Raw genomic sequence first — 23,288 nt, forward strand, 5'->3', positions numbered from 1 at the left:
TAAATTCGCTTTCAGGAGATTAACAGCACCATGAACGCTGGCCTGTCCCTTGCCAGGTCATCCCCATGACCCGGCAACACTCGAGACAGGTCTAATGACTCGCATACGACAAACAATGATGCAGCAAAAATCATCGAGCGGCCCAATCACGGGCAGTGGCACAATCGAGAGCGATCTGAGCTTTGAGTGCATCTATAGAATCGAATTTTTGCTCAGGACGAATGAACTGAAGCCACTCCACCTCAATACAGTCTCCAGCCGCTAAGTCGGTGGGCTCCAAGCCATGCACTTCGAGTGCCGGCATCTGCCCTGGATTTGCCACTGTGGGCTTAACACCATAATTAGCGACACCTGAAGCCCACTCGCTGCTACCTGTGAGGCGAAATTTAACATAATACACACCAAATCGAGGCAGACACTCTGGCTGCCATGGCAGATTCAAAGTAGGAAAACCGATAGTACGCCCCAACTGTGCGCCGCGGATGATCTCACCAGAGGCCGTGTAATTGTAACCAAGCAAATCGTTTACAGCAACAATTGCACCCGCTTCAAGTTCTTGGCGAATACGAGTACTACTGATCGGTTGCCCATTATGCTTGATACGCTCCGCACTAAATACCCCCAGCCCAAGTAAACGCCCTGACTCAATCAGAGTCGAGACATCGCCGGCACGCTTTTGACCAAAACGAAAATTCTCACCAACATAAATCGACTTCAAAGCTGGTAACGCATCCTGCAACTGGCTCAAAAATCGATCTGCGGGAATGGATGCAAAAGCATGATCGAAATGCTTCCGAATCACACAATCCACCCCAACCTGATGCAGCATCCGAGTCTTCATCTCAATTGGCATGATAAGACGCGTAGGCGCTTCAGGCCGAAAAAGCCGACTGGGATGCGGATCAAAAGTCAGCACGCCACAAAAACCGTGACTGCGACGGGCCGAAAATACAGCCGACTCAATAACAGCCTTATGTCCAAGATGCACACCATCGAATACTCCGATGGCGAGATGCAGCTCTCCATTTAAATGAGCAAGTGCCTCAAAGCTATCAACTGCAACTGGGAAGTTCATTAAGGAGAGGATTGGTTGCGGTCGTGAATGCTACTGTATAATGTTACTCTGCAAGAAATACCCGTGTGATCACTCAAAATCGATACCATCAGCTACAGGGCGTGACTTGGCACTGCTTGAATGACAGGAATCAACTGCTTCCTGAGAGTGGACGGTGACATATTTTCCAAGGCTTCAATCGTAGATGCCTTTTCAATACGAAATTGGCCAACCGCAGTCCGTCGCAACTCATTCAAATGCCCACCACAGCCCAAACGCTCACCAAGATCGTTCGCAATCGTGCGGACATAAGCCCCTTTACTGGTGCCCACGATAAAAGAAACTTCCGGCAACTCAAATTTAGTCATATCAAACCGGCTGATATGTATCACACGGGGTTCACGCGCCACAGTCTTCCCCTGCCGCGCCAATTTATAGAGCTTCTGCCCGTTGATTTTCTTTGCGGAAAACATAGGAGGTGTTTGGTACTGGTCACCAATAAATGTCTTCATCTCAGCCTTCACCTGTTCTTCGCTCAACGCTGGCACTGCACGTTCCTCAGTGACTTCACCATCCGCGTCTTGGGAGTCCGTAATAACACCTAATTTAACTCGACCGACATATTCCTTATCCATGCTCATCAAATACTGAGAGGCCTTGGTGGCTTTACCGATAAGAATCAATAGCATCCCAGTCGCCATTGGATCAAGCGTTCCAGCGTGACCCACTTTCTTCATATGAAAGACACGACGCATCTTTGACACAACGTCATGGGAGGTGATGCCCTGGGGCTTATCGACAAGGAGAATGCCTTCCGGCACGTCATTAGTAAGTTGAGACATGTTCTAAAAGTCTGACGCTGCGCTCTAATCTAAACAGTTGATACAATCGTCGAAGCAATCAGACAGAGTGGTGTTAATCGATAGTACTGAGATGTGCGCCAATGGCCGCCATCAATTGTGGATAAAATTCTTTGATCGAACTCTTGGCGACATTCAGACCTGCCGCACATGCGTGCCCGCCTCCGCCAAACTGCTTAGCAATCTGATCTACCCGCTGCTTGGGATCTTTGGCGCGTAGGCTCCCTTTAAGTGCCCCTGCACAATCTTCTATCAGTACACCAATCTCTACCCCATCAATAGAGCGCGCGTAATCAACTAAGCCCTCAGAGTCATCAATCGTGGCACCGCACTCTTCATACACACCGTCCTGAATCAAACCAACGCACACACGATTATTAAATTCCATGCTCAAGGAATTCAGAAAATGCTGTAGCAATTTAATCTTTGCAAAGCTCTCTCTCTCATACAGCTCATGCGCCGCTGCAGAAGGATTGGCACCACACTCACATAGGCGGCGAGCAATCTCAAAGGTGTCCGGCGTCGTAGAAGGAAAGCGGAACTGCCCAGTGTCGGTCGCAATCCCAACATATAAGGCCTGCGCGGTGACTGCGTCGATTTCGTAGCCATTGTCTAAATAAAAACCAGCCAGAATCTCAGCAGTGGCACAGGCGGTGGCAATCACCAGATTCTCCGAGCCATACAACTTATTGGAAATATGGTGATCCACATTTAAGGCCACCGTGGGAAAGAGCTCATTCAAACGCTCACCAACCCGCTTGAAATCTGCACAGTCCACTGAGACCGCAACATGGCCCGCCGGAGTGAAGTCTTCAGCCAAGAACATGGGAGTATCGCCAACAAAGGCTTTCAATGTTGCGGGAATCGCGTCGCGATTCAAACCAACCGCATCAATCCCGAGGGTGCGTAATACCCGCACAAGAGCAACTGTGGAGCCAATACAATCCCCATCCGGACGCTGGTGTCCAAGCACGGCAACCTTCTGCCCCCGCAGTACTTCAATTGCCGCTGCAAAACGCGCGCTATCTTCTGGGTAAAACTGGTTATCCTTCATTTTTGTCTTGGTCGAGTTGATCTAAAATGGCGTTGATCTCGGCCCCACGCTCGAGCGAAGGATCGTAGATAAAATAAAAAGTTGGAAAGTATTTAAGGGTGATTTCGCGACTAACTCGCTGCCGAATATCTTTACCAATCTTGCGGAAGAGCTTTTGTGTCGCCACAATCTCAGCATCATCGCCTAACACTGAATAATAAATACGGGCGTTGCGTAGGTCAGCAGAGCAATCGACATCACTGATGGTAACTGCCGCAGTATCAGCGCGATAATAGCGACGCATTTGCTCACTGATTTCGCGCTGTAAAAGTGCATTGATGCGTGTAATACGTTGGGACATGTCAGCGGGCCACTAAGTGGCAAAATATAATAACTATAAAATGGTGACTGAAGACCGTGTAAAGGAGACCGCCTTTCGATACAGGGCCAGTCTCACGATCACATTTATATGAAAATGACGGAGAGTGACTCCCCTCAAACCAGGAAGTCACTCACACGTGAAGTGAAAAAGAGTGCTCCAAGATCATCAAAGCCACTCTTGAGTTCAAATTACAAAGATGGACGCTGCTCTTCGACTGCAAAGCACTCGATTGTATCACCTTCTTGATAGTCGTCATAACCAGCCACGTTGATACCACACTCGTAACCAGCCCGGACTTCCTTAACGTCATCCTTGAAGCGCTTGAGCGTATCGATCTTACTTTCATGAATGAGCTGACCACCTCGCATCAAGCGTGCGATACAGTTACGCTGAATGGATCCCTCAGTGACCATACAGCCAGCAACATTGCGGCTCTTCCCAACAGAGAACACTTGGCGCACTTCAGCCGCCCCGGTCTTCTTTTCGGTGTATTCCGCATCCAGTAGATCCGCCATGGCCTCTTCGACCTGATCAATCAGCTCATAGATGATCGCATGTTGAATAATGCGGATATCATGATGCTTCGCCAGACTCTGCACGCCATTATCAAGTTTGACATTGAAGCCGACCACCATGGCACCGCCTGCACTCGCCAGCGTGATGTCATTTTTGGTAATATGGCCGACGCCCTTACTAATCACATCCAAATCAACCTTGCTGCTTTCGATTTCCTTGAGCGCTTGAACTAAAGCTTCTGTAGAGCCATGCACATCCGACTTAACAATGACGCGCAGGCACTTCTTCTGCTGATTTTCAATCGCGGCGAACAGATCTTCGACCGTCGCAGCCCCGCCACTGGCATTTTGCTGTTGGGCTCGCGCGGCATCGTGCAGCTTGCGAACCTGCATGTTTTCCTCAGCATTGCGTTTGGCAGTCTTCTCGTTTTTCTCCGTGCTGAATTTAGTTCCAGAAGCTGGCACATCCGACCAACCAGTGACCTTTACAGGAGTGGCGGGTGGGGCTGATTTTAATACTTTTCCATCGGCATCGGTCATCGTTTTCACGCGGCAGTAAACTTCGCCGCACAGCAATGCATCGCCGCGTTTCAGGGTGCCACGCTCGACTATAACAGTAGCAGTCGCGCCACGGCCCTGTTCCACTTGAGACTCAACAATAGTGCCCGATGCAGGGCAACTTGGGTTCGCCTTCAGCTCGAGCACTTCTGCTTGCAGCAAAATCATGTCGAGCAAATCATCAATATTCGTCCCCTTGAGTGCGGAAACTTCAACAGCAATCGTTTCACCGCCCCAATCTTCGGGTGCGATACCTTTTTCCTGCATCTGCTGTTTCACGCGGTCGACATTGGCGCCCTTCGCGTCGATCTTATTAATCGCAACGATAATGGCGTTGTTGGCCTCCTTGGCAAATTTCAGTGCTTCATCTGTCTGTGGCTTGAAGGCGTCATCCGCCGCGACCACAAGAATCGAGACATCGGTCACATTGGCACCACGCTCACGCATCATGGAGAAAGCGGCGTGACCAGGTGTATCGATAAACGAAATCTTCTGCCCATTATGCTCGATCTGATACGCACCGATGTGCTGGGTGATGCCACCCGCTTCGCCGCCAACCACGTTGGCCTTACGAATGGTGTCAAGCAAGGTCGTCTTACCGTGGTCAACATGTCCAAGGATACACACAACCGGAGGACGCGGCTTGAGGAACTTAGGATCGTCGTCGTCAGGCTTCTCAACCTTAGGCTTCGCAGAACCAGTTTGCTCGTTTTGCTCTCCACGGTGATGAATTTCCAATTCGCAGCCATGACGACTAGCGATTTGAACGGCGACACTCTCCTCGATCGTTTGATTCATCGAAGCAAAAATGCCCATCTCCATCAATTCAGAGATCAATTTGAAAGGCTTTAAGCCAATCTCACCAGCAAAGTCACGAACAACAATCGGAGGTTTGACGTGAATTTTCTTCAGTTCGGTGACTGGCACATCAGTCGCTTCATCCTTTGTGCCTTCAGCATTCGACACAGGAACCGTTTCGGCTTCAGCTGCTTTCACAGCTGCCGGCGGCTTAGGTGGACCTGCAGGAGCTGGCGGTGCAGAGGGTGTCGGAGGCTTGGGTGGTCCAGCTGGAGGCGCCGGCGGCACTGCAGCCGCTGGTGCTTGAGTCGCTGGTGGAGTAGAATCTGCCTTCTTCACTGGAGCAGGTGCCACTACAGGCACTACAGGCTTAGGCGGGATCGCAGCCGCTGGTGGTGTCGAGCCCGCAGCGGGTGCTGTTCCAACTTGTTTAGGTGGAATCGCAGCCGCTGGCGGAGTCGAAGCAACTGGAGGCTTAGGTGGCCCACCTGCCGGTGGCTTGGGCGGTCCTCCGGCCGGTGGCTTAGGAGGCCCACCTGCCGGTGGCTTGGGAGGTCCAGCCGGCATCGGCGGTCTCGAAGCAAATGGTGGCGTGGAAGGCTTCGCTGCCGCTGGAGGTATCACTGGTGCAACAGGTTCCACCGGCTTCGGTGCCTTGGCTGCTTTTTCAGCTTCAGCTGCGGCAGCCTTTTCTTCATGCTCTCGCTTAATGTCAGCAGCCGATTTAACGAAAACCCCTTCGGGTAACTTCGGTGCCACAGGTGCTTGAGCCTCTTCAGATGGTTTAGACGCAGCAGATGCAGCAGATACGTCAGCGACCGCTTCGTCCACCTCAGGCTCAGGAGCTTGGGCAGCGAATTCTTCGCGAAGGGCGTCGGCAGAGATATTGTCAATCGTGCTGGAAGCGCTCTTCACCTCGAAGCCACGACTTTTCAGGAGCGCGATTAGCTCCTTGTTCTCCATTCCGATATCTTTGGAAAGTTGGTGTATACGAACACTCATAAATGAGTTTTTACTTTAAGTCTGGTTGTTGGTTGGAACGGCGGCGCAAGCGACTAGCCGTTTTGCTGGAAAAATGCTTGGACTTTCGAAATCACATCGGCCGCCTCAGCGTTACTGAAACCAGCATCGACAAGGTCATCGGCAGTGACGCCTTCAAAAACCTCGGGGCTGGCGAATCCGATCGCGACTAAACGAGAAGCAACGTCCGGATCAAGTCCATCAATTGCGTTAAGGCCTTCAACTGCCTTCGCCATCTTCTCATCAAAACCGACCGCCTCTTTCTCTTCTTTGCCAATATCGAGCTTCCACCCGAGCAGACGCGAAGTCAATTTGGCATTGAAACCACGGCGACCAATTGCAATCGAAAGATCATCCTCCGCCACTTCAAAGTGAATCCGGCGCTCGACCTCATTTACTTTGATATTCTTGGGAATCGCAGGCTTGAGCGCTTCTTCAAGTAGTTGAAGCGGATCAGGGAAATAGCGAATAATGTCAATTTTTTCGCCACCAAGCTCGCGGACGATGGTTTTTACGCGAGCTCCACGAGCGCCTACACAGGCTCCTACAGGGTCCACCTTGGGATCAATGCTATTAACGGCGATCTTTGTGCGATAGCCAGCCTCGCGAGCCATCGCTTCGATCGAAACAGTGCCATCTGCAATCTCAGTCACTTCAAGTTCAAAAAGACGACGTACAAAGTTCAAATTAGAACGAGAGAGAATGATATCCGGCCCCCGATTAGTCTGCTCGATCTTGAGTAAAAGGCAGCGAATGCTCTCGCCCGGGGCATAATCTTCACCCGGAACACGCTCACGTGGCGGAAGAATCGCTTCTGCTTTGCCAAGATCGATGATCAGATCGCCGCGCTCACGACGACGAACTGTGCCCGTAACAATGTCGCCCACCGTATCTTTATAATCATCGTAAATACGATCTTTCTCAAACTGGCGAATACGCTGCATGATCGCCTGACGCGCGGTCTGCGCGGCGATGCGCCCGAGGTAAGCCGGATCAACTTCTTTTTCGATAGTATCACCAATCTGAGCCTCAGGATTGATTTGACGCGCCTTTTCAATGTGAATCTCAATTTCCGCATCACTCACAGAATCAACCACCTGCAAAATACTCCACGCTTTTAAAGCACCCGTTTTAGGATTGATAACCACACGGATGTCCTGTCCTGCGCTGATGCCCTTTTGGGCAGCGCTCGCAATGGCACCAGAGATGGCTTCGATCATGTCTGGACGACTGATCCCCTTCTCTTTCTCCATGTATTCTAAAACTGATAATATCTCGTGGCTCATTGGGTGCTAAAAATAAAAAAAGCAGGCTAAGCCCGCCTTTAAAGTGTTACTGGGTTTAAAAGTGAATCCGGCACAGTAGAGGGCGCCTAGGTCTTGTCAAGGTACCTTGTAGAGCGGTTTTAAGCAGAGTCGACCGTTTAAGCATCTCCGCAACCCGAATTCATCCCTTCACACACTGCCAGATCCTGCTGAAATCGATCAATTAGGCTAATAAGCTCAAGAAAAATCGGAAATATGCGCTCAGCTGGTCCGACCTTTATACTTGCGAATAATCAGGACCTCAACATCCTGCCACCAATCCAGCTCCCTGCTCACTGAATTCCCAGGGTGCCGCCATTCAGGCAAATAAAACACTGAATTCATGAAAACTGTAATCGTCTATTCCGGCGGACTGGATTCCACCGTCCTGCTCTACCATATGCGCGCAGCAGGCCACGAGCTACATGCGCTCTCCATTGACTATGGGCAACGCCATCGTTGCGAACTCGAACGTGCTGCAGCCATCTGCGCGCAACTTAATATTCCGCAACCGACTGCAAACCTTTCAGCAATTCAGCCTCTCTTAGCGGGTAATAGCTTAACTTCACCGGAAATCGAAGTCGCCGAAGGGCATTATACCGAAGAGACGATGAAAACCACTGTGGTACCCAATCGGAACATGATCTTTTTGGCTGTCGCCACTGGGCATGCTCTCTCGATAAAGGCAGGCCAAATCGCCTACGCGGCCCACTCGGGAGATCACGCAATCTATCCCGACTGCCGCAATGAATTTGCCGATGCCATGGCAACTGCAATCGCTCTCGCCGACTGGGAACAAGTTCAACTCAGCCGCCCCTTTGTTAACTGGACAAAGGCAGATATCGTCAAGCGTGGCGCGGAATTAGCCGTGCCCTTCGCAAAAACCTGGTCTTGCTACAAAGGTGGCAAGCTACACTGCGGACGCTGCGGAACCTGTATCGAACGCCGAGAAGCCTTTCATCTGGCGAATGTAGAGGACCCTACGCCCTACGCCCTACGCCGCCGATGCACCCACCGCGGAAAGCCTGAAAAATAAGGGTTGGCGACTTTAGAAAGCTATTTTTCAGTTCAATCCGAAATTCCACATTATCCACGCCGTGTTCACCTGTAAAAAAACTTATCACGATATTCCATTCGCCCATCGTCAACACCATCACGACGGCCATTGCGCCCTCATTCATGGGCACAACTGGTCCATCACGCTCACATTCGCCTGCCATGAAGCCGACGCCAACGGCTTTGTTATCGATTTTGGTAAAGTGAAATATCTTAAAACTTGGATCGATACAAATCTGGATCACGCCTGCCTCTTCAACGAAGGCGACCCTGAAAAAGACGCGCTCTTCGCACAGTTTGGACACCTGTTCAAGACATACACTCTGCCTTCCTGCTCTTGCGAAGGCCTGGCGCAACACATCTATGAAATTTTCGACCCAATGGTGCGCTTTCAAACCAACGGTCGCGCATGGGTCACAACAGTGGAAATCGAAGAAGACAGCAAAAACAGTGCATCCTATTCATCAATAACGAGCAACTGCTAAACTGCTAATCGATTCGGCTCGCCATTCGTTTCCACATCCGCAGCCAGGTCGACACCATACAAAGCTGCGGCTCTATTTTATTCTCAGCTGCATGCAAGGTCACACATCCGACAGCTGACCACATCGTCGCCTAAATTGCCCGCAAACCTCTGCCAGAAATAATACCGACGCCACCACCTCCTCGGCTGACTCATACAAGAGAAGAACATAGGAAGTCTTAGCGACAGTGAGGAATCACTCAACTGTCATTTCTACTACGATAGGATGATAAAAAATAGATCGCTTCGCTATAGTTATTTCGGTAAAATTCTTTCCAGCAGGGAGTCATGAAAGCACGGAAGAAATCATCCAATAGCCTCAATCAACATGGTTTTGCGCTTGTGGTGGCCCTCTCGATGATGGCCTTTGTCCTAGTATTACTGATTTCGATGACTCTGCTGATTAACGTGGAAACTGCCAGCAGTCAGATCTCCTTATATCAGTTACGCGCCAAAGAAAGTGCCCGTCTGGCACTCATGATGGCCCTCGGCGACCTGCAACGCTACGCTGGCCCCGATCAGCGGGTGACCGCACGTGCTGAGATTCTCGATAATGACTTCGCCACTGCCAATCCATTCTGGACCGGCGTCTGGGACAGTGCAGATCTCAGCACTAGCCCGCGCTGGATGGTCTCTTGGCAAGACCAAAGCTCCCAAGTGCCACCCACCCTAACATTGCCAGTTCTAGGCTCCGGCTCTGGCGGTAGTGACAGCGCTAACTACGTATCCGTTCCTGTCATTGACATTGATAAAGGTCATTCAGTCTACGCTAAAATCGCCTGGTGGGTCAGCGATGACGGCGTAAAAGCAAGTGCTGGCAATACACCACGAAACCTGCGCCCCCTCCCCAATTACCTCACTGCAGAATCATTTGATGCGCTGGACCTCCTGGTGGCCTCAAGCCAGGGACTGGAAAGCATCTTCCCAAACTATGATCGATTTAATTCAAGCGGTGCCAACCATCTGGACCGTGTTATTTCTTACAGACAGTTGCTCGCACAGTTCGACTTTCTTGCAGCCGATACGGACTTCTCAGGCGAAGCCAGCTACCACTCCATCGCCCCCTTTAGCTTAGGCGTGCTCTCCAACACACTCAATGACGCCGATGGAGGACTCATGCGTGATCTTTCGCTCTTTCCGCAAATACTTGGCAACGGTGTGGAAGAATTTCTCAAACTCGGCGAAACCCATGCTGAAGTCCAAAACCAATTAGGCGACACCATATCCGCTAAGCGACTATTCACGCAAATTCAAGGGCTCGACGCAATCGGTCCACTCAGTGATGGAGACATTGCCACTCCCATTGCCCCGATTCTATCCAATTTCATGATGGCGTTTACAATTCGCTCCGAATCTCCAGTGGCCAGTCACCCAAACTTCTATCTGCGCATGCGTTTTTTCTGCGAGTTTTGGAATCCCTATACCAACACCCTAAACATGAAGGATGAATCGAATAATGACTTAGAATTGGAATTAGAAATAAATGGTCTGCCTGAAGTCATAGTACACAAAACTACCGGTACGCTCGATCAAAGCGCTCCAATCAGTATACAAAATCTTACAGGACACCCCAGCCATCCGGATCGTTCAATGGTCATACGTTTGGTCAACGATACATCACAGGATTGGCTTCCCGGACAATCGAACAATTGGACTGGCGTGGATGCCAGTAGAGCGACTGGTCCCTCCCCCTATTACTCCATTCAAAATGACGGCAAAGTATGGGTTGATCCCGACCACAACCTTGGGGGCTCGACTGGAATTGATACCTTTGAACCTCGCCTAACAGGCGATATCAGACACGAAAGCATCGGCACCAATAATATTAGCGTTAAAGTATATCTCGTAAATGATGCAACCCATGAGCGAAAACTGATATCCACTATAGACAGCTTGGAATATCAACCCGTCTCAACACGCCCTACCGGCTATAGCAATACACACAGTGGGACAAAGTTCGGTTATCATTTTATCCTAAGAGGGCCACACTTGAGCTCAGATGACAGCGAGTATTTCAGAGGTCGTTGGCTTTACGACCACGATCCTAGAAACCCAGCTCCCGAATTTAATCCTGACTGGAACTTGGACAACGATCCTGGCTTCAACAGCGGAAGTGCCTATGTCCCAGTTAAGGATGGAATTAGCACTTTACTGATCCCCGAGCCTGCTGAAATCTTTGATCCTGGCACCATCAATACCATAATTTTTAGGCGATTCATGGATCGCAGCTCTGGAATAAATAGCCAACTCTACAACAAACTCTGGCAAGACGCCCCGCTGTTCGAATTACCCCGGCATCGCATTCTCTCTCTGGCCTCGCTACAACATCTCTACTTCCACAACGAGCGCCCCTTTCAGGTGGGTAATAGCTGGGGCAGCGACGGAAGCACCAACACATCTGCGTGGTTTGATCGCTACTACTTATCCGGACTGAGTCGTCGCGACAATCCAAACGAATTTGCCACCGATACGGGGCCGACCAACCCAGCTTTAATCTTCTATCAAACGGAAGATTTCGCGAATTCACTCCAGAACTGGCAGAGCCAATCAGCTGCCAATACCACTGCAGCGAAAAGTCCCGCAGAGCTGCTCATGGTAGCGAATCGTTTTAATATAAACTCCACTTCGGTAGCAGCATGGAAAGCGGTCTTGAGCTCTTTGCGACTCAATGATTTCGAATACTTAGACTACCCCGAAGACGATACCTCGGACCTATCCTCGTTAACAATTAATCAGCAAAGCCGCGTGGGCAGCTTTGCTCGCTTCTCACAATCATTGGCAGCAACCTACGAAGCACCCGCCACCCCCGCGTTTGAAGATACCGAGCCGGTCGCACCCTCTGCATTTTATAGGCATGGCGCACGCCGCTTTGACGATGACGAGTTTGAAAGCTTTGCACAGGCAATCGTAAATCTAATCAAAGAACGTGGCAGCCCCTTCACCAGCATAGAATCCTTTCTCTCCGCAGCCAATGGCGACGACCTGAGCTTAATCGAAAAAGCCATCAAAACAGTCTTCGCAACTTCCGGACGCCAGCAATGGGACCATCTGTGGGAGATCACTGGTGTACGTGGCAATAGCGTCGATATCATCGATATCGACCATTTCTCACCAGGCTTTCTCACCCAAGCCGACGTACTCACCGCGATCGGTCCCATGCTAGCTCCGCGCTCAGATACATTTACCATCCGTACTCGCGGCGACAGCATAAACCTAAAGGGGCAAAGCGAAGCAACTGCCTACCTGGAAGCCACCTTTCAACGCACCCCGAAAACAGTCGACTCGACCGCGACACCTACAGACTCCAGCGATCGTCGATTCATTCTTATCTCAATACGCTGGCTATCGGAGGACGAAGTATAATGCAGATACAAAATTACATCCTAGTAACCATGGCACTATTCCTGATCGCTACCTGCAAAGCCTCAGCTGAAGCAACATTCAGAGAGATCGAATTTAATGTTTACGGTCAGTACCCCGTCCGAAATGTTACATACCTCCCAATCAACGAAGCGGCCTTAAAGTCGGGAGAAGAGGTTCCCGAGCCAATCGAGATAAAAACACATTCACTTGCTCGCACGGGCCCATACTCGTACAAAGGGGACAGCCATCTGCAGTTCTACGATAGCACAAATAAAAACTTAGTCGCACAGCTCACGATACCACCCGAAACAGGAAGATGGCTGCTCATATTTGTCAGAAACCCTCGCTACAAGAGCCAGTCTGAACAACAGTTGAAATATTTAGTATACCCCTTCGACGACAGCCTGTCGCATTTACCCTCAAACGGTCTAATTTTTCTGAATATATCGGGCAAGGAACTAGATGGCCTGCTAGAAGATAAACGCGTGAATTTGGACGCAGGCGAATCAGAAATCTACCGAGTGCAAGAAAGCCTCCCTATCAATCTATGGGCTCGTAGCTTTGATGGAAAAAAACTACTACCAGCATTAATCAAAACATACAAATTCGCCCCCAACCACCGGTATCTAATAATATTCTTCCCACCGGTATTAACAGGTTCTGCAGATCTTGACGTTCGATTCCTGAGTGAATCGGTCAAATAAACCCACTACAATTGCTGAAACTTGGCCCATAGGTGACTGAATGACCAAGCGAAATCACGCGGGCGCTCTTTGAGCCAGTGATTGAGGTGCATAACATCAATCCATTGCCCCTCCATAACTTCAGTCGGGTCCAGCACAAAAGGTCCCTCCGCCTCACAGGTATACACCCACACAAATTCATTTCCCGTCTGTTTGCAGGGCGCCTCTTTGAAAATGCGCTTGAGATTAATTGGATCACTCAAGCCAATCTCTTCATACAGTTCACGCGGCGCGGCATCGTCATAGTCTTCCCCAGTATCCACGTGCCCCGAACAGGAGCTGACCCACTTGCCTGGCGCGGTGTCCTTTGTCAATGAACGACGCTGCAAATAAAGCTGCCCAGCCTGGTTGAACACGAAGACGTGTATCGCACGGTGCAGTAGTTTTTCTCGATGAACCACTGAACGTGGTTCCTGACGCACTACCTTGTCGTCGATGTCGACGACGTCAAAAATATCGGTTACGGGCATGATCACAATTTGGAATAAGTTATGTCTATTATAAATAAAGTGCACAAAACGTGCCGATTCTCTCAAAAGCGGGCGAGCATAAGAAACCGCGATTTCGTTAACATTTCGTCAAAACCCATCAAGCCCACTAGCGGCGCATTTTAAACATCCAAGGTATCACACCCGCATTCACCTTCACCTCCTCCAGCATCAAGGAACTCACCCATTCTCCATCCTCATAACTTTCAACTTGCCGGGCGATAGGCATCCCCTCCTCACGCACATAATCACGAAAAATAGCCTCTGATACAGCTCCACTTTGTAAATCTGTTTTGATCGACTTCACCTCAAGATAGCTGCGAATATCAATAAAATAATCAACCTGATAGCCGGAGTCCAGAGTGACTCGAATCTGATGGCTGATTGTAGCATCTGTCGGTACGGTATCAATGTACTCAATCGTTTTCCCCTCGGCGTAAGGGTAGAGTAAGTAACTACCAAATATAGCACTATGCTTAAAGCGCCTCGCTTCAGCAGCAGCCATTGGCTCCGCCATTGAATTACGCCCAGGTAGCTTTTGCCAGGCCAGGTCCCCATCATAAGCTAGCACCAACTCATCATGGTCACCACGAATCGACATTTTCATCAAGTTCGGCTTCTTCTGATACGCCTTTAATTCAAACTCCCCCTCCTTCAGTTTTAAAGTCCCAGTCACTTTAAAACTGGAAATCTGACTCCATGCTTCAGCCCCACCCAGTCCTTCCTTGTAATAGCGAGTCAAAATCTTAGCCAAACGACCATTCTGTAGCTCAGGCATCGCTGCCACTCGTAACGCCTCCGACAACTGAGCTGGCATCAACAAAGTATCACCGCCCCCTTCTCGTTCGTCCGCAGCAACCAACAGCACCGCCGACATTCCAAATGCCGCAAGGAAACATAAAAGATGTCGCTGTAATATCATGTATCTCAATTAGGTGAAAAGACTACGTCTCTTAATCACTATATTTGTTCCAGCATTTCGCAACCATATGCGACTTGATACGATCCTATAATCGACATCGAAAATAGTGGACTTACAGTCAGCAAAGAGACACTCATCAAAATGGTATTATGGCAGTTTTTAACTACAAAGCGCGTACGGCAGACGGCACAGTCGTCAGCAGTTCGATCGAAGCAGCAGAAAGGCGACTGGCCATGCAGCGTCTACAAGCACAGGGACTAAGCCCTATAACCCTGAAAGAGAGTAGTCACGACCGCCCCTCTTTTTTCGCAAAATTAAGTGAACGATCCAAAGCTCTAACTAACAACGGGCCCTCTCAGGAGCAGACTAAAGCATCCACCAAACAACGCGGCTCTAAACGTGAACACATAGGCCTGACTGTATTAAAGCGCCTCATGGAACTTCATAGCTCAGGCCTCCCCATAGGCGATTCGATTCGCATTCTCAGCCAGCGCCTCAGCGATAAAGAGCAACGGGGAATCGTTCAGACCCTCTGGCGTGACCTGAGCGAAGGCTCAACCCTTGCTGGAGCCATGTCGCGTCAACCACGCTATTTCCCTAACTCTATCAGCTATGTCATCGAGGCCGGTGAGGCCACCGGTAATCTCGCGCCGATCCTACGTAAAGTCATTGATTACCTCGAAGAAAAGGAAGCGATCCGCAAGAAGATGATCGCCAGCATGATGTATCCTACATTCATCTGCACAGTCGCCATCGCCGTGGTGGTACTCTTTATGACAGTGTTACTACCTCAGATTCAAGGCATGCTGGATCGTCTCGGGGGCGAAATGACTTGGAGTGCTCGTATCCTAATCGACGGCTCTTCTCTAATCGCGCAATTAGGTCCATTCCTACTGATTGGCGCCGTGATTGCTGCGCTGCTCTTCCGCCAATGGCGCAGAACCAAAGCTGGTCTACAGCGCTCGGATAAATGGCTGCTAAAGCTTCCACTTCTAGGCAAAATATTTTTATACAGCGACCTATTTCAAGTGGGGAATTTAATCAGCACCCTACTTGAAAGCGGCATCAATACCACTGAAACACTGCGCTTGACCGAACGAACAGTCAAAAATTCTGACCTAAAAGAGCGTTTCAATATCGCCCGCAGCCAAGTCAATGAAGGCCTCTCAATCGCTCAGGCCTTTCAACGTAACAACTTTATGCCTGACCTAGCCGCTGACATCTTAACCGTAGGGGAAAACACTGGCAACCTAGCACATAGCATGAATGAAGTCACAAAAGGTTTTCGCAATGAACTAACCTCGCGACTCTCTCAATTAACCACACTGGTTTCTACAGGTGCCCTGATTTGCGCCTTTGTGTTAGTCGCACTCATCGCACTAGGGATCGTAACCAGTGTATTCCAAGTCAGTCGCACACTGTCATAATCCCATCAGCCACAGACTAAAATTAAACGAGTCCACAAAGGCTCGCAGCCGCTGGAACCTAAGACCCATTCAAAAAAATTCTGAACTTAATGGAAATGCGTTTCCTAGCCTCGGCCTACAAATCACCGCGATGCCTCCCCCTCAGAACACCAGATAGATCATGTATTCTTAGAATTGGTATAAGATCTTGAAAACGGCAGCGTAAAGGACATGCGAGTGCCCTCGCCAAGAGTGCTTTCAGCCTGCACTGTGCCACCATGTAATTGCACAATATGCTTCACAATACTCAGTCCTAAACCAGTACCTCCAGTTTCCCTCGAACGCCCCTTATCGACTCGATAAAATCGCTCAAACAAATGCGGCAAATCCTTCTCAGGAATACCAGGCCCATCATCAATGACCAAACAGCGCACCTGCCCCAGCGCCTCCTCATGGACAACCACTAACTGAATACAGGTAAAATCAGGCGCATAGCGAAAAACATTTTCTATAAAATTATCCAACACTTGATTAATTCGATAACGATCGAAGGCGAGCGCACCCACATTAGCATCCATTTTCACCTCTATTCTTTGATGCTCGGAATTGAGACGCGTACGGTAATTCTCGGCGACCTCGTCCAGCAATGGACGTAGCGGCTGCTCAATGGGTTCGATTTGATCCGGCCGCGATTCTATCCGCGATAGAGTCAACAAGTCCTCAACCAAAACATGCAAACGCTCTGCATTATTGAGAATTTTTAAAGTGAAGCGACTCCTGGACTTTGGATCGATTGTTGCCTCATCGTCGATCAGGGTTTCAGCAAACCCCTTAATGATAGTCAATGGAGTACGTAACTCATGCGAAACATTTGCCACAAACTCACGTCGCATCACTTCGAGCGCTTTTAATTTAGTGATATCATGTAAGACCAACAGGGTAGAACGTGTGGCCGCAGGCTCCATGCCTATAACTTTTGCACACGAAGCTTCAAACCAAAGCGTTTCTCCGTCTTGCTCAATGCGAATTTGCGAAGGGCCCGTCCTCTCCACATCGGTCGCAGCATCCAATAATTCCAGCAAGGTCAAGGAACGAAAAACTCCTTCTAAACGTAAACCTTGAATCGACTGCCCATCACGAAAAAGCCTTTCCGCAGAACGGTTCGCATACTCCACCACACGATCACCATTAAACACAATGACAACCTCCTGCACCGCACCCAACATCGCTTCTACTTGACTGGAATAACCACTTTCCTGGGCCGAAGCCTGGTTATGTGAATCCACTAACTCATTCAAAGATTCCACGAGCCCGAAAGCACCAATCTTACGTAAGGTTTGTGCAGAATCCTCAAGCAATAAACGACGACGCGAACGCACAGAACCATCCAATTCTCGAAACAAACGGCGTAACCGCAAAATATGAATAGACAACGCGACCGTAAGAATCAGTAGCACTAACGTAAGGAACCATAGCATGATAAGAATAAGACTTAATACCAATCAATCAAACTGGTCGACCTAAATATGGCAGAGGCTCCATGAACAGAACTAGACAAGCAATACACGCCCCTGATTCGCTTGCCTAAAAATTAAATATCTACGGCACGGTAGCCTACACCACGCACCGTTTCAATCAGATGCGCATAAGCGCCCAGCTTCTCCCTGACACGGCGCACATGCGTATCCACAGTCCGCGTTTCAATATCCGTATCATAATGCCAAACATTTACTAGCAAATGCTCCCGAGATTGCACACGCCCCTTACGCTCCATCAAAAGCTTCAGCAAGCGAAATTCAGTGGCCGTCAATACCACATGGCCCCCATCTACAGTCAACTCATGCAAGTCCTCATCAATCACCACACCAGCAATCTCGATTCGCGATTGCCCAGTATGTTCAACCGGGGCTCCCATACGATTCAGCATATTATTAATACGAAGCAATAACTCCTTCGCATTAAACGGCTTAGACAAGTAATCATCCGCACCAGTCTCCAAGCCCTTAACTCGATCCTCTGCCTCACCGCGTGCACTCAAAAAAATGATGGGAATCTCTTTCATCGATGGATCAGAACGAGCAATACGGCAAAGCTGCAAGCCGTTGAGCTCTGGCATCATAATATCCAAAATCATCAAATCTGGCTGAAAGTCGCGGACTTTAGCGACAAAAATGAGAGGATCATTCAAAACTTCTACACGATACCCCTCCTGCTCGAGCTTATACTCAAGTAACTCTGTGACGTCGGGCTCGTCGTCTAAAACTAAGATACGGTGTACTTTGGGTGCGATCATTTTGATTACGTAGGCTCGACAGCCTGTTTGTTTATCATGTCTTGAGAAGAGTCTCAATTATCTTTTTGCTCAACCAACACCGATCACATCCAATTACAGGTCAACGCTTAAAGCTATTGCATCCTGATACCGACTCAATTTTAACCCAACCGAAACCCGACCGTTGCATGGCTGTAACAAATTGGGATCAACCACACAAGCCCACACCGACTAACAGGATCATCTACTTATAATTGTGTAACAAGAACCCCGTCCAAGCCCAGCACCAAGGCTTAGCACCTGGAGCCACTGCGCGCCTCCAGGTGCACCATCAAAATACTAATATCCGCCGGGTTCACCCCGCTGATACGGCTGGCCTGCCCGAGTGTCCGCGGCGCAATCTCGATTAACTTCTGTGCACTCTCGCTGCGCAAGCCCTTTACTTCAGTAAAATCAAAGCCCTCTGGCAACTTGATCTTATCAATGTGCTTCATCTTCTCGATCTGCTTTTGCTCACGCTCCAAATAGCCTTTAAATACGACCCGATAGTGCACCTCCTCACGCACCTCTTTGCTTTCCTGCAAGAGCTCTGCTGGAAAGTCCTGCTGCGAGTGGGAACGACGTAAATGCAAAGCATAGGTCTCCCCTGCCCGACGCTCCACTTCTAAGCGCTGCGTCCATTCAGACACCTTGGCAGCCTTTTCTTTCATACGAGCCAAACGCTGACGATCCACTAGTTGCAAACGATTCACCGAATCCAGCAAGCGCAACTCCGCACTCGGATGATTAAATAATAAACGGTGCTCCGCACGACTGGAGAACATACGATACGGCTCCTTAGTGCCCTTCGTCACTAAATCATCAATCAACACGCCGAGATAGGCCTCATGTCGCTGTAAAACCAAAGGCTCCTGCCCGCGAATCTTCTGAACCGCATTCACACCGGCAATTAAGCCCTGCCCTGCAGCTTCCTCGTAGCCCGAGGTGCCGTTAATTTGCCCCGCAAAGAACAAGTTTTCGACCTTTTTAGACTCTAAGGAAGGATACAACTGTGTCGGCGGCGCGAAATCATACTCTACCGCATAGGCCGGGCGCAGCATGTGCACATTCTCGAGTCCATCAATACTGCGCAGCATGTCCAACTGCACTTCAAAGGGCAAACTCGTCGAAAGCCCATTTATATACCACTCATTGGTATTTCGTCCCTCCGGCTCCAGGAACAACATATGGCGCTCCTTATCTGCGAAGCGCACAAACTTATCCTCGATACTCGGACAGTAACGCGGCCCCGTGCCTTCAATTTGCCCCGAATACATCGGCGACATGTGCAAATTATCGGTCACTACCTGACGCGTGGCTGGACCCGTATACGTCATCCAACACGAAACCTGATCCGCCCCCGGCAGCCAACCCAGCTTGCGCTGTCCCGCATGTTCCACGTGGAACAGTGGGTGCTCGGCATTTTCAGCCGTGGAACTTGATTGTTCCACGTGGAACGTTCCGCTCTCAGACTTTTCTGCTCCACGCTGCGATTGTTCCACGTGGAACACATTATCGATTCCACGGGTATCGTAAAACGCAAACAATGTGGGGTCCGCATCGCCCTTCTGTTCCTCCAGCTGACTGAAATCAATACTACTGCCTAGGATACGCGCGGGGGTGCCTGTTTTGAGCCGTTCGAGCTCAATGCCTGCTTCCAGAAAAGAACCGGAGAGCCCCTCCGCGGAAAAGTCGCCCATGCGACCTCCCTTATTGGTGTTCTTGCCCACGTGCATGAGGCCGCGCAAAAAGGTGCCCGTAGTCACAATCACAGTTTTAGCGTAAAAATCGACCTCGAGATTGGTGCGCACGCCGACAACTTTATCGCCCTCAAAAATGAGCCCTTGCACCATTGCCTGGAAAAGATCTAGATTTTCCTGCAACTCCAGCACGTGCTTCATACGATATTGATAGGCTTTTTTATCGCATTGCGCGCGTGGCGCCTGCACAGCTGGCCCCTTGGAGGCATTGAGCAGCCGAAATTGTATCGCAGTGGTGTCGGTATTGATCGCCATTTCACCGCCGAGCGCATCAATTTCACGCACCATGTGCCCCTTGGCCTGACCGCCAATCGCGGGATTACAACTCATCTGCGCGATGGTATCCAAGTTGCCGGTCAGCATCAGGGTGTCCGCACCCAAACGCGCCGAGGCGAGGGCGGCCTCACAGCCAGCGTGACCTGCACCACATACAATCACATCATAGGGCTGATGCTTACCAAATTTTAGTCCCGAACTCATTTCCCAATACAAAACTGTTTAAACAAACTGTCGAGCATACGCTCATTATCCACGCGCCCGACCACCTGACCGATATATTCCACCGCATCACGCAGATCCGCCGCGATCAACTCCGAAAGTTCGCCGTCACGCAACTTCGTCGATGCCAATTCCAAAGCGGTCAACGCTTCGCCCAACGAAGCGGCATGACGCGCATTCACCACCACGCCGTCGCCCTGTGGCTGGGTCAAACTGGCGTCAATCGACTGTAACCACACCTCACGCAGTTCAGCGAGCCCTTTGCGCTCCAGCAGCGACGTGCGCACATGCTGCAATCCGGGCAAAAAGTCACCGCGCTCGGCGGCCCCAGCCAAGTCGGTCTTATTTTCGATCACTATGGTATTGGCCGGCGTCAAGCGCTCCAGCAGCGATTCCGGCAGAGTAGGGCAGGGCGCGGTGGCATCCAGCACCAGTAAAAAGAAATCAGCGGTCTCAGCCTGCTCGATGGTATGATCGATGCCAAGCTGTTCAATTTTATCGCCGGCTTCGTGCAAACCAGCAGTATCCAGGATTTCAATACGCCAAGGACCGACCATCATAAAGGCGGAAATATAGTCGCGGGTGGTGCCGGGAATATCGCTCACAATCGAGCGATCGGCCCCCGTCAGCGCGTTGATCAAACTGCTTTTGCCAACATTGGGCTCCCCGATAATCAAAGTTTTAATGCCTTCGTGGAGTAGGGCGGAGTAGCGCTGGGTCTCGATCAAATCACGAATTTCCACGATCAACTGACGCAACTCGGACGCCGGGCCCGCCTGATCTTCACCGGGCAAATCTTCTTCCGGAAAGTCGATATAGGCCTCCAAATGCGCCATCACACTCAGCAAGCGCTCGGTCAATTCACTCATTTTGCGCCCTACAGAGCCGTGCAACTGACGCTGCGCCACCTCAAGACTGCGATCGGAACGTGCACGAATTAAATCCGAAACAGCTTCTGCCTGGCTCAGATCCATACGCCCATTCATAAAGGCGGTACGGGTAAATTCACCCGGCTCCGCGGGCCGGCAACCGCGCGCCATCAGGTCGGTCAAAATCTTTTGAACGATCAAGGGATTCCCATGCGGGGCGATCTCTAGCATCGCCTCGCCAGTAAACGACTGCCCCTCGGCGAAAAAGGTAAAGACACACTCATCAATCTGCACTCCTTGCTGGTCGGTGTAATTGGCAAAGTGCGCAAAGCGCTTCTTCAAAGGCTTGGAACGCTGCGTAATCGCAAGCGCGAGTTCCGCACACGCGGGACCACTCAAACGGATCAAGGCAATCGCAGATTCACCCGCAGGCGAGGAGAGGGCGACAATAGTATCATTGGCAGGCATAATACCCGCTAAATTCACTGAATCCGCCGCTGGGTCAAGAGTGAGTATGCGTCGACTCACAGCACACTCTCCTGACTCATAACACTTTAATCAATCAAGGCTCTCAGCATGCGCGACCAACGCAACGGCGAGACTACGAGCAGACTCAGGGTTATCCTCCGCAATATACTCGCAGAGCTCTTGAAGGTTGGCGATTGCCGGGTCAGTCCAAACTACTTGGTAAACCACGATCCAATCATTTCTTTCACTTCAGTGGAGGTCTTAATTTGCCCGAGCTCGGACGCATCAAGGCCACGCTTCAAGCCAGCAACGATCTCCAACTCTTCCTTGATCTCCTGAAAGGAGGCGCTTTCCGGAAGCTGATCTAGTGCATCCATCGCCATTTGTTTTTCGGTCATAGTCTCAGTCTCTTCGATTTCATGAAAAACTTCAAGTGTCCGTTTGGTCAAAAGAATACCCACAGCAGGGTGGCCCTACAGCGCCTACAGGTCTAGATTACTGATCACGGACTGCTTAAACCGCTCGAGTTTAGCATCCACAAACTCTTTAACTGTCGGTGCGTCTTCTTCAATCAATGGTGTCAGATCCATGGCAAACCACAGCTGATCAACCGTATCCACAGTGAACGCATCATAGAAAGTCGCATTCGCGCGGCGACGTCCCAACACGGCTTGACCATAATCCTTACCACCCGCGATCTGAGATTCGAAGCAGGCATTCAACTTTTTGGCCAATTCTGGGTGACCACTCACATCCAGCGCCACCTTGTCTTCGGGCGACAACCAGTCTAAATCACGCCACACTTCACAGCCATAAACCTTCTTAGGACGAGAGTAGGGCGGCACCCGCAGCAGCGCCTCAATCACCGCATGAAACACGGCCACATGACAGGCATGCTTATCTGCAGGGTTGTGCGTATAGAGCACGTCGGGCTGCGTCATCAACAAATAGCGCTCGAGCTGATCCACCAAGTCACCGCGCGTAGCCGGATCTTTGACCTGCGCGCTGGAGAAGCCGAGCTGCGCCATAAAACTATACTGGCCCAATTCTGCCGCACGACGTTGCTCTTGCAGGCGTATTTGCTGCATCTCCGCATCCGTCGTATCCGCAAAAGCACCCGCCCGGGCACTGCCCGCACCATCGGTGCAAGTGATGCCACTAAACCAGGCACTGGCTTGCTCGTAACAGGTGGAAATACCATGAAAAGCCATGAATTCGAGGTCGTCCTGATGCGCCCCGATCGCTAAGTGCGAAGTGCGCGCCTGTGCCTCAGGCGCACATACATTGTCAGGTATAAAAAGATCTACTTGCTGTGCCATAGGGGACTATTTCTGTCGCTGCGAGCATACCGGTGCAA

The 23,288-nt window shown here is 50.3% G+C and carries 19 protein-coding genes; 5 read left to right on the forward strand and 14 right to left on the reverse strand.

The genetic code is table 11. The features are described from left to right. Window positions 1–130: 130 nt before the first annotated feature. The 6 genes from ribF to nusA form a co-directional block, all read right to left on the reverse strand. Entirely contained in the window at window positions 131–1,075 is a 945-nt protein-coding gene (gene ribF / locus QEH59_RS07960) for a riboflavin biosynthesis protein RibF (protein WP_308984834.1), read from the reverse strand. 92 nt (window positions 1,076–1,167) lie between these two features. Further along, window positions 1,168–1,896 carry a tRNA pseudouridine(55) synthase TruB gene (gene truB, locus QEH59_RS07965; RefSeq protein ID WP_308984835.1) on the reverse strand — a complete coding sequence of 243 codons (729 nt, stop codon included), beginning with the start codon at window positions 1,894–1,896 and terminating at the stop codon, window positions 1,168–1,170. Between the two features lie 73 nt (window positions 1,897–1,969). Continuing rightward, entirely contained in the window at window positions 1,970–2,968 is a 999-nt protein-coding gene (locus QEH59_RS07970; RefSeq protein WP_308984836.1) for a DHH family phosphoesterase, read from the reverse strand. Beyond that, a complete protein-coding gene (gene rbfA / locus QEH59_RS07975) occupies window positions 2,958–3,308 on the reverse strand; it encodes a 30S ribosome-binding factor RbfA (RefSeq protein WP_308984837.1) in 351 nt (116 codons plus the stop codon). Before rbfA ends, QEH59_RS07970 begins: the two co-directional genes overlap by 11 nt. A gap of 209 nt (window positions 3,309–3,517) precedes the next feature. Next, window positions 3,518–6,202: a translation initiation factor IF-2 gene (gene infB, locus QEH59_RS07980; RefSeq protein WP_308984838.1), complete on the reverse strand. Its 2,685-nt coding sequence runs from the start codon at window positions 6,200–6,202 to the stop codon at window positions 3,518–3,520. A 53-nt stretch (window positions 6,203–6,255) separates the two neighbouring features. Continuing rightward, window positions 6,256–7,506 carry a transcription termination factor NusA gene (gene nusA, locus QEH59_RS07985; protein WP_308984839.1) on the reverse strand — a complete coding sequence of 417 codons (1,251 nt, stop codon included), beginning with the start codon at window positions 7,504–7,506 and terminating at the stop codon, window positions 6,256–6,258. Window positions 7,507–7,867: 361 nt separating this feature from the next. Between nusA and queC the strand changes: the two genes are divergently transcribed. From queC to QEH59_RS08005, 4 genes are all read left to right on the forward strand, one after another. Further along, window positions 7,868–8,560 (forward strand): 7-cyano-7-deazaguanine synthase QueC, encoded by a 693-nt coding sequence (queC, locus tag QEH59_RS07990; protein ID WP_308984840.1) that lies wholly within the window; start codon window positions 7,868–7,870, stop codon window positions 8,558–8,560. Window positions 8,561–8,621: 61 nt separating this feature from the next. Next, complete coding sequence (locus tag QEH59_RS07995) at window positions 8,622–9,065, forward strand: 6-pyruvoyl trahydropterin synthase family protein (protein WP_308984841.1); 444 nt, start codon at window positions 8,622–8,624, stop codon at window positions 9,063–9,065. A gap of 326 nt (window positions 9,066–9,391) precedes the next feature. Next, window positions 9,392–12,466 (forward strand): hypothetical protein, encoded by a 3,075-nt coding sequence (locus tag QEH59_RS08000; protein WP_308984842.1) that lies wholly within the window; start codon window positions 9,392–9,394, stop codon window positions 12,464–12,466. After that, complete coding sequence (locus QEH59_RS08005) at window positions 12,466–13,170, forward strand: hypothetical protein (RefSeq protein WP_308984843.1); 705 nt, start codon at window positions 12,466–12,468, stop codon at window positions 13,168–13,170. The genes QEH59_RS08000 and QEH59_RS08005 overlap by 1 nt, the downstream gene beginning before the upstream one ends. Window positions 13,171–13,175: 5 nt before the next feature. Here QEH59_RS08005 and QEH59_RS08010 read toward each other — a convergent pair whose 3' ends face one another. Both QEH59_RS08010 and QEH59_RS08015 read right to left on the reverse strand, forming a co-directional pair. After that, a complete protein-coding gene (locus QEH59_RS08010; protein ID WP_308984844.1) occupies window positions 13,176–13,679 on the reverse strand; it encodes an NUDIX hydrolase in 504 nt (167 codons plus the stop codon). Between the two features lie 127 nt (window positions 13,680–13,806). Continuing rightward, entirely contained in the window at window positions 13,807–14,619 is an 813-nt protein-coding gene (locus QEH59_RS08015; protein ID WP_308984845.1) for a hypothetical protein, read from the reverse strand. A 149-nt stretch (window positions 14,620–14,768) separates the two neighbouring features. On the opposite strand from QEH59_RS08015, the gene QEH59_RS08020 reads away from it, so the two are divergent. Next, a complete protein-coding gene (locus QEH59_RS08020) occupies window positions 14,769–16,046 on the forward strand; it encodes a type II secretion system F family protein (protein ID WP_308984846.1) in 1,278 nt (425 codons plus the stop codon). Between the two features lie 158 nt (window positions 16,047–16,204). Here the strand turns inward: QEH59_RS08020 and QEH59_RS08025 are convergent, their stop codons facing one another. The 6 genes from QEH59_RS08025 to QEH59_RS08050 all read right to left on the reverse strand — a co-directional run bounded on the left by QEH59_RS08025 (window position 16,205) and on the right by QEH59_RS08050 (window position 23,250). Continuing rightward, window positions 16,205–17,503: a sensor histidine kinase gene (locus tag QEH59_RS08025; protein WP_308984847.1), complete on the reverse strand. Its 1,299-nt coding sequence runs from the start codon at window positions 17,501–17,503 to the stop codon at window positions 16,205–16,207. A gap of 113 nt (window positions 17,504–17,616) precedes the next feature. Continuing rightward, window positions 17,617–18,318, reverse strand: a complete 702-nt coding sequence (locus QEH59_RS08030) for a response regulator transcription factor (protein ID WP_308984848.1) — start codon at window positions 18,316–18,318, stop codon at window positions 17,617–17,619. Window positions 18,319–18,590: 272 nt separating this feature from the next. After that, window positions 18,591–20,576 carry a tRNA uridine-5-carboxymethylaminomethyl modification enzyme MnmG/GidA gene (locus tag QEH59_RS08035; RefSeq protein ID WP_308984849.1) on the reverse strand — a complete coding sequence of 662 codons (1,986 nt, stop codon included), beginning with the start codon at window positions 20,574–20,576 and terminating at the stop codon, window positions 18,591–18,593. Further along, the gene (mnmE, locus tag QEH59_RS08040) at window positions 20,573–21,991 is read right to left on the reverse strand and encodes a tRNA uridine-5-carboxymethylaminomethyl(34) synthesis GTPase MnmE (RefSeq protein WP_308984850.1); all 1,419 of its coding nucleotides are present in this window, start codon (window positions 21,989–21,991) and stop codon (window positions 20,573–20,575) included. Before mnmE ends, QEH59_RS08035 begins: the two co-directional genes overlap by 4 nt. A gap of 152 nt (window positions 21,992–22,143) precedes the next feature. Beyond that, complete coding sequence (locus QEH59_RS08045) at window positions 22,144–22,329, reverse strand: hypothetical protein (protein ID WP_308984851.1); 186 nt, start codon at window positions 22,327–22,329, stop codon at window positions 22,144–22,146. Window positions 22,330–22,413: 84 nt separating this feature from the next. Further along, window positions 22,414–23,250, reverse strand: coding sequence for a PIG-L deacetylase family protein (locus QEH59_RS08050; RefSeq protein ID WP_308984852.1), 837 nt, complete (start codon window positions 23,248–23,250; stop codon window positions 22,414–22,416). Window positions 23,251–23,288: the final 38 nt, after the last annotated feature.

The organism is Thalassobacterium sedimentorum (assembly GCF_031127905.1).
GTDB classification, from domain to species: domain Bacteria; phylum Verrucomicrobiota; class Verrucomicrobiia; order Opitutales; family Coraliomargaritaceae; genus Thalassobacterium; species Thalassobacterium sedimentorum.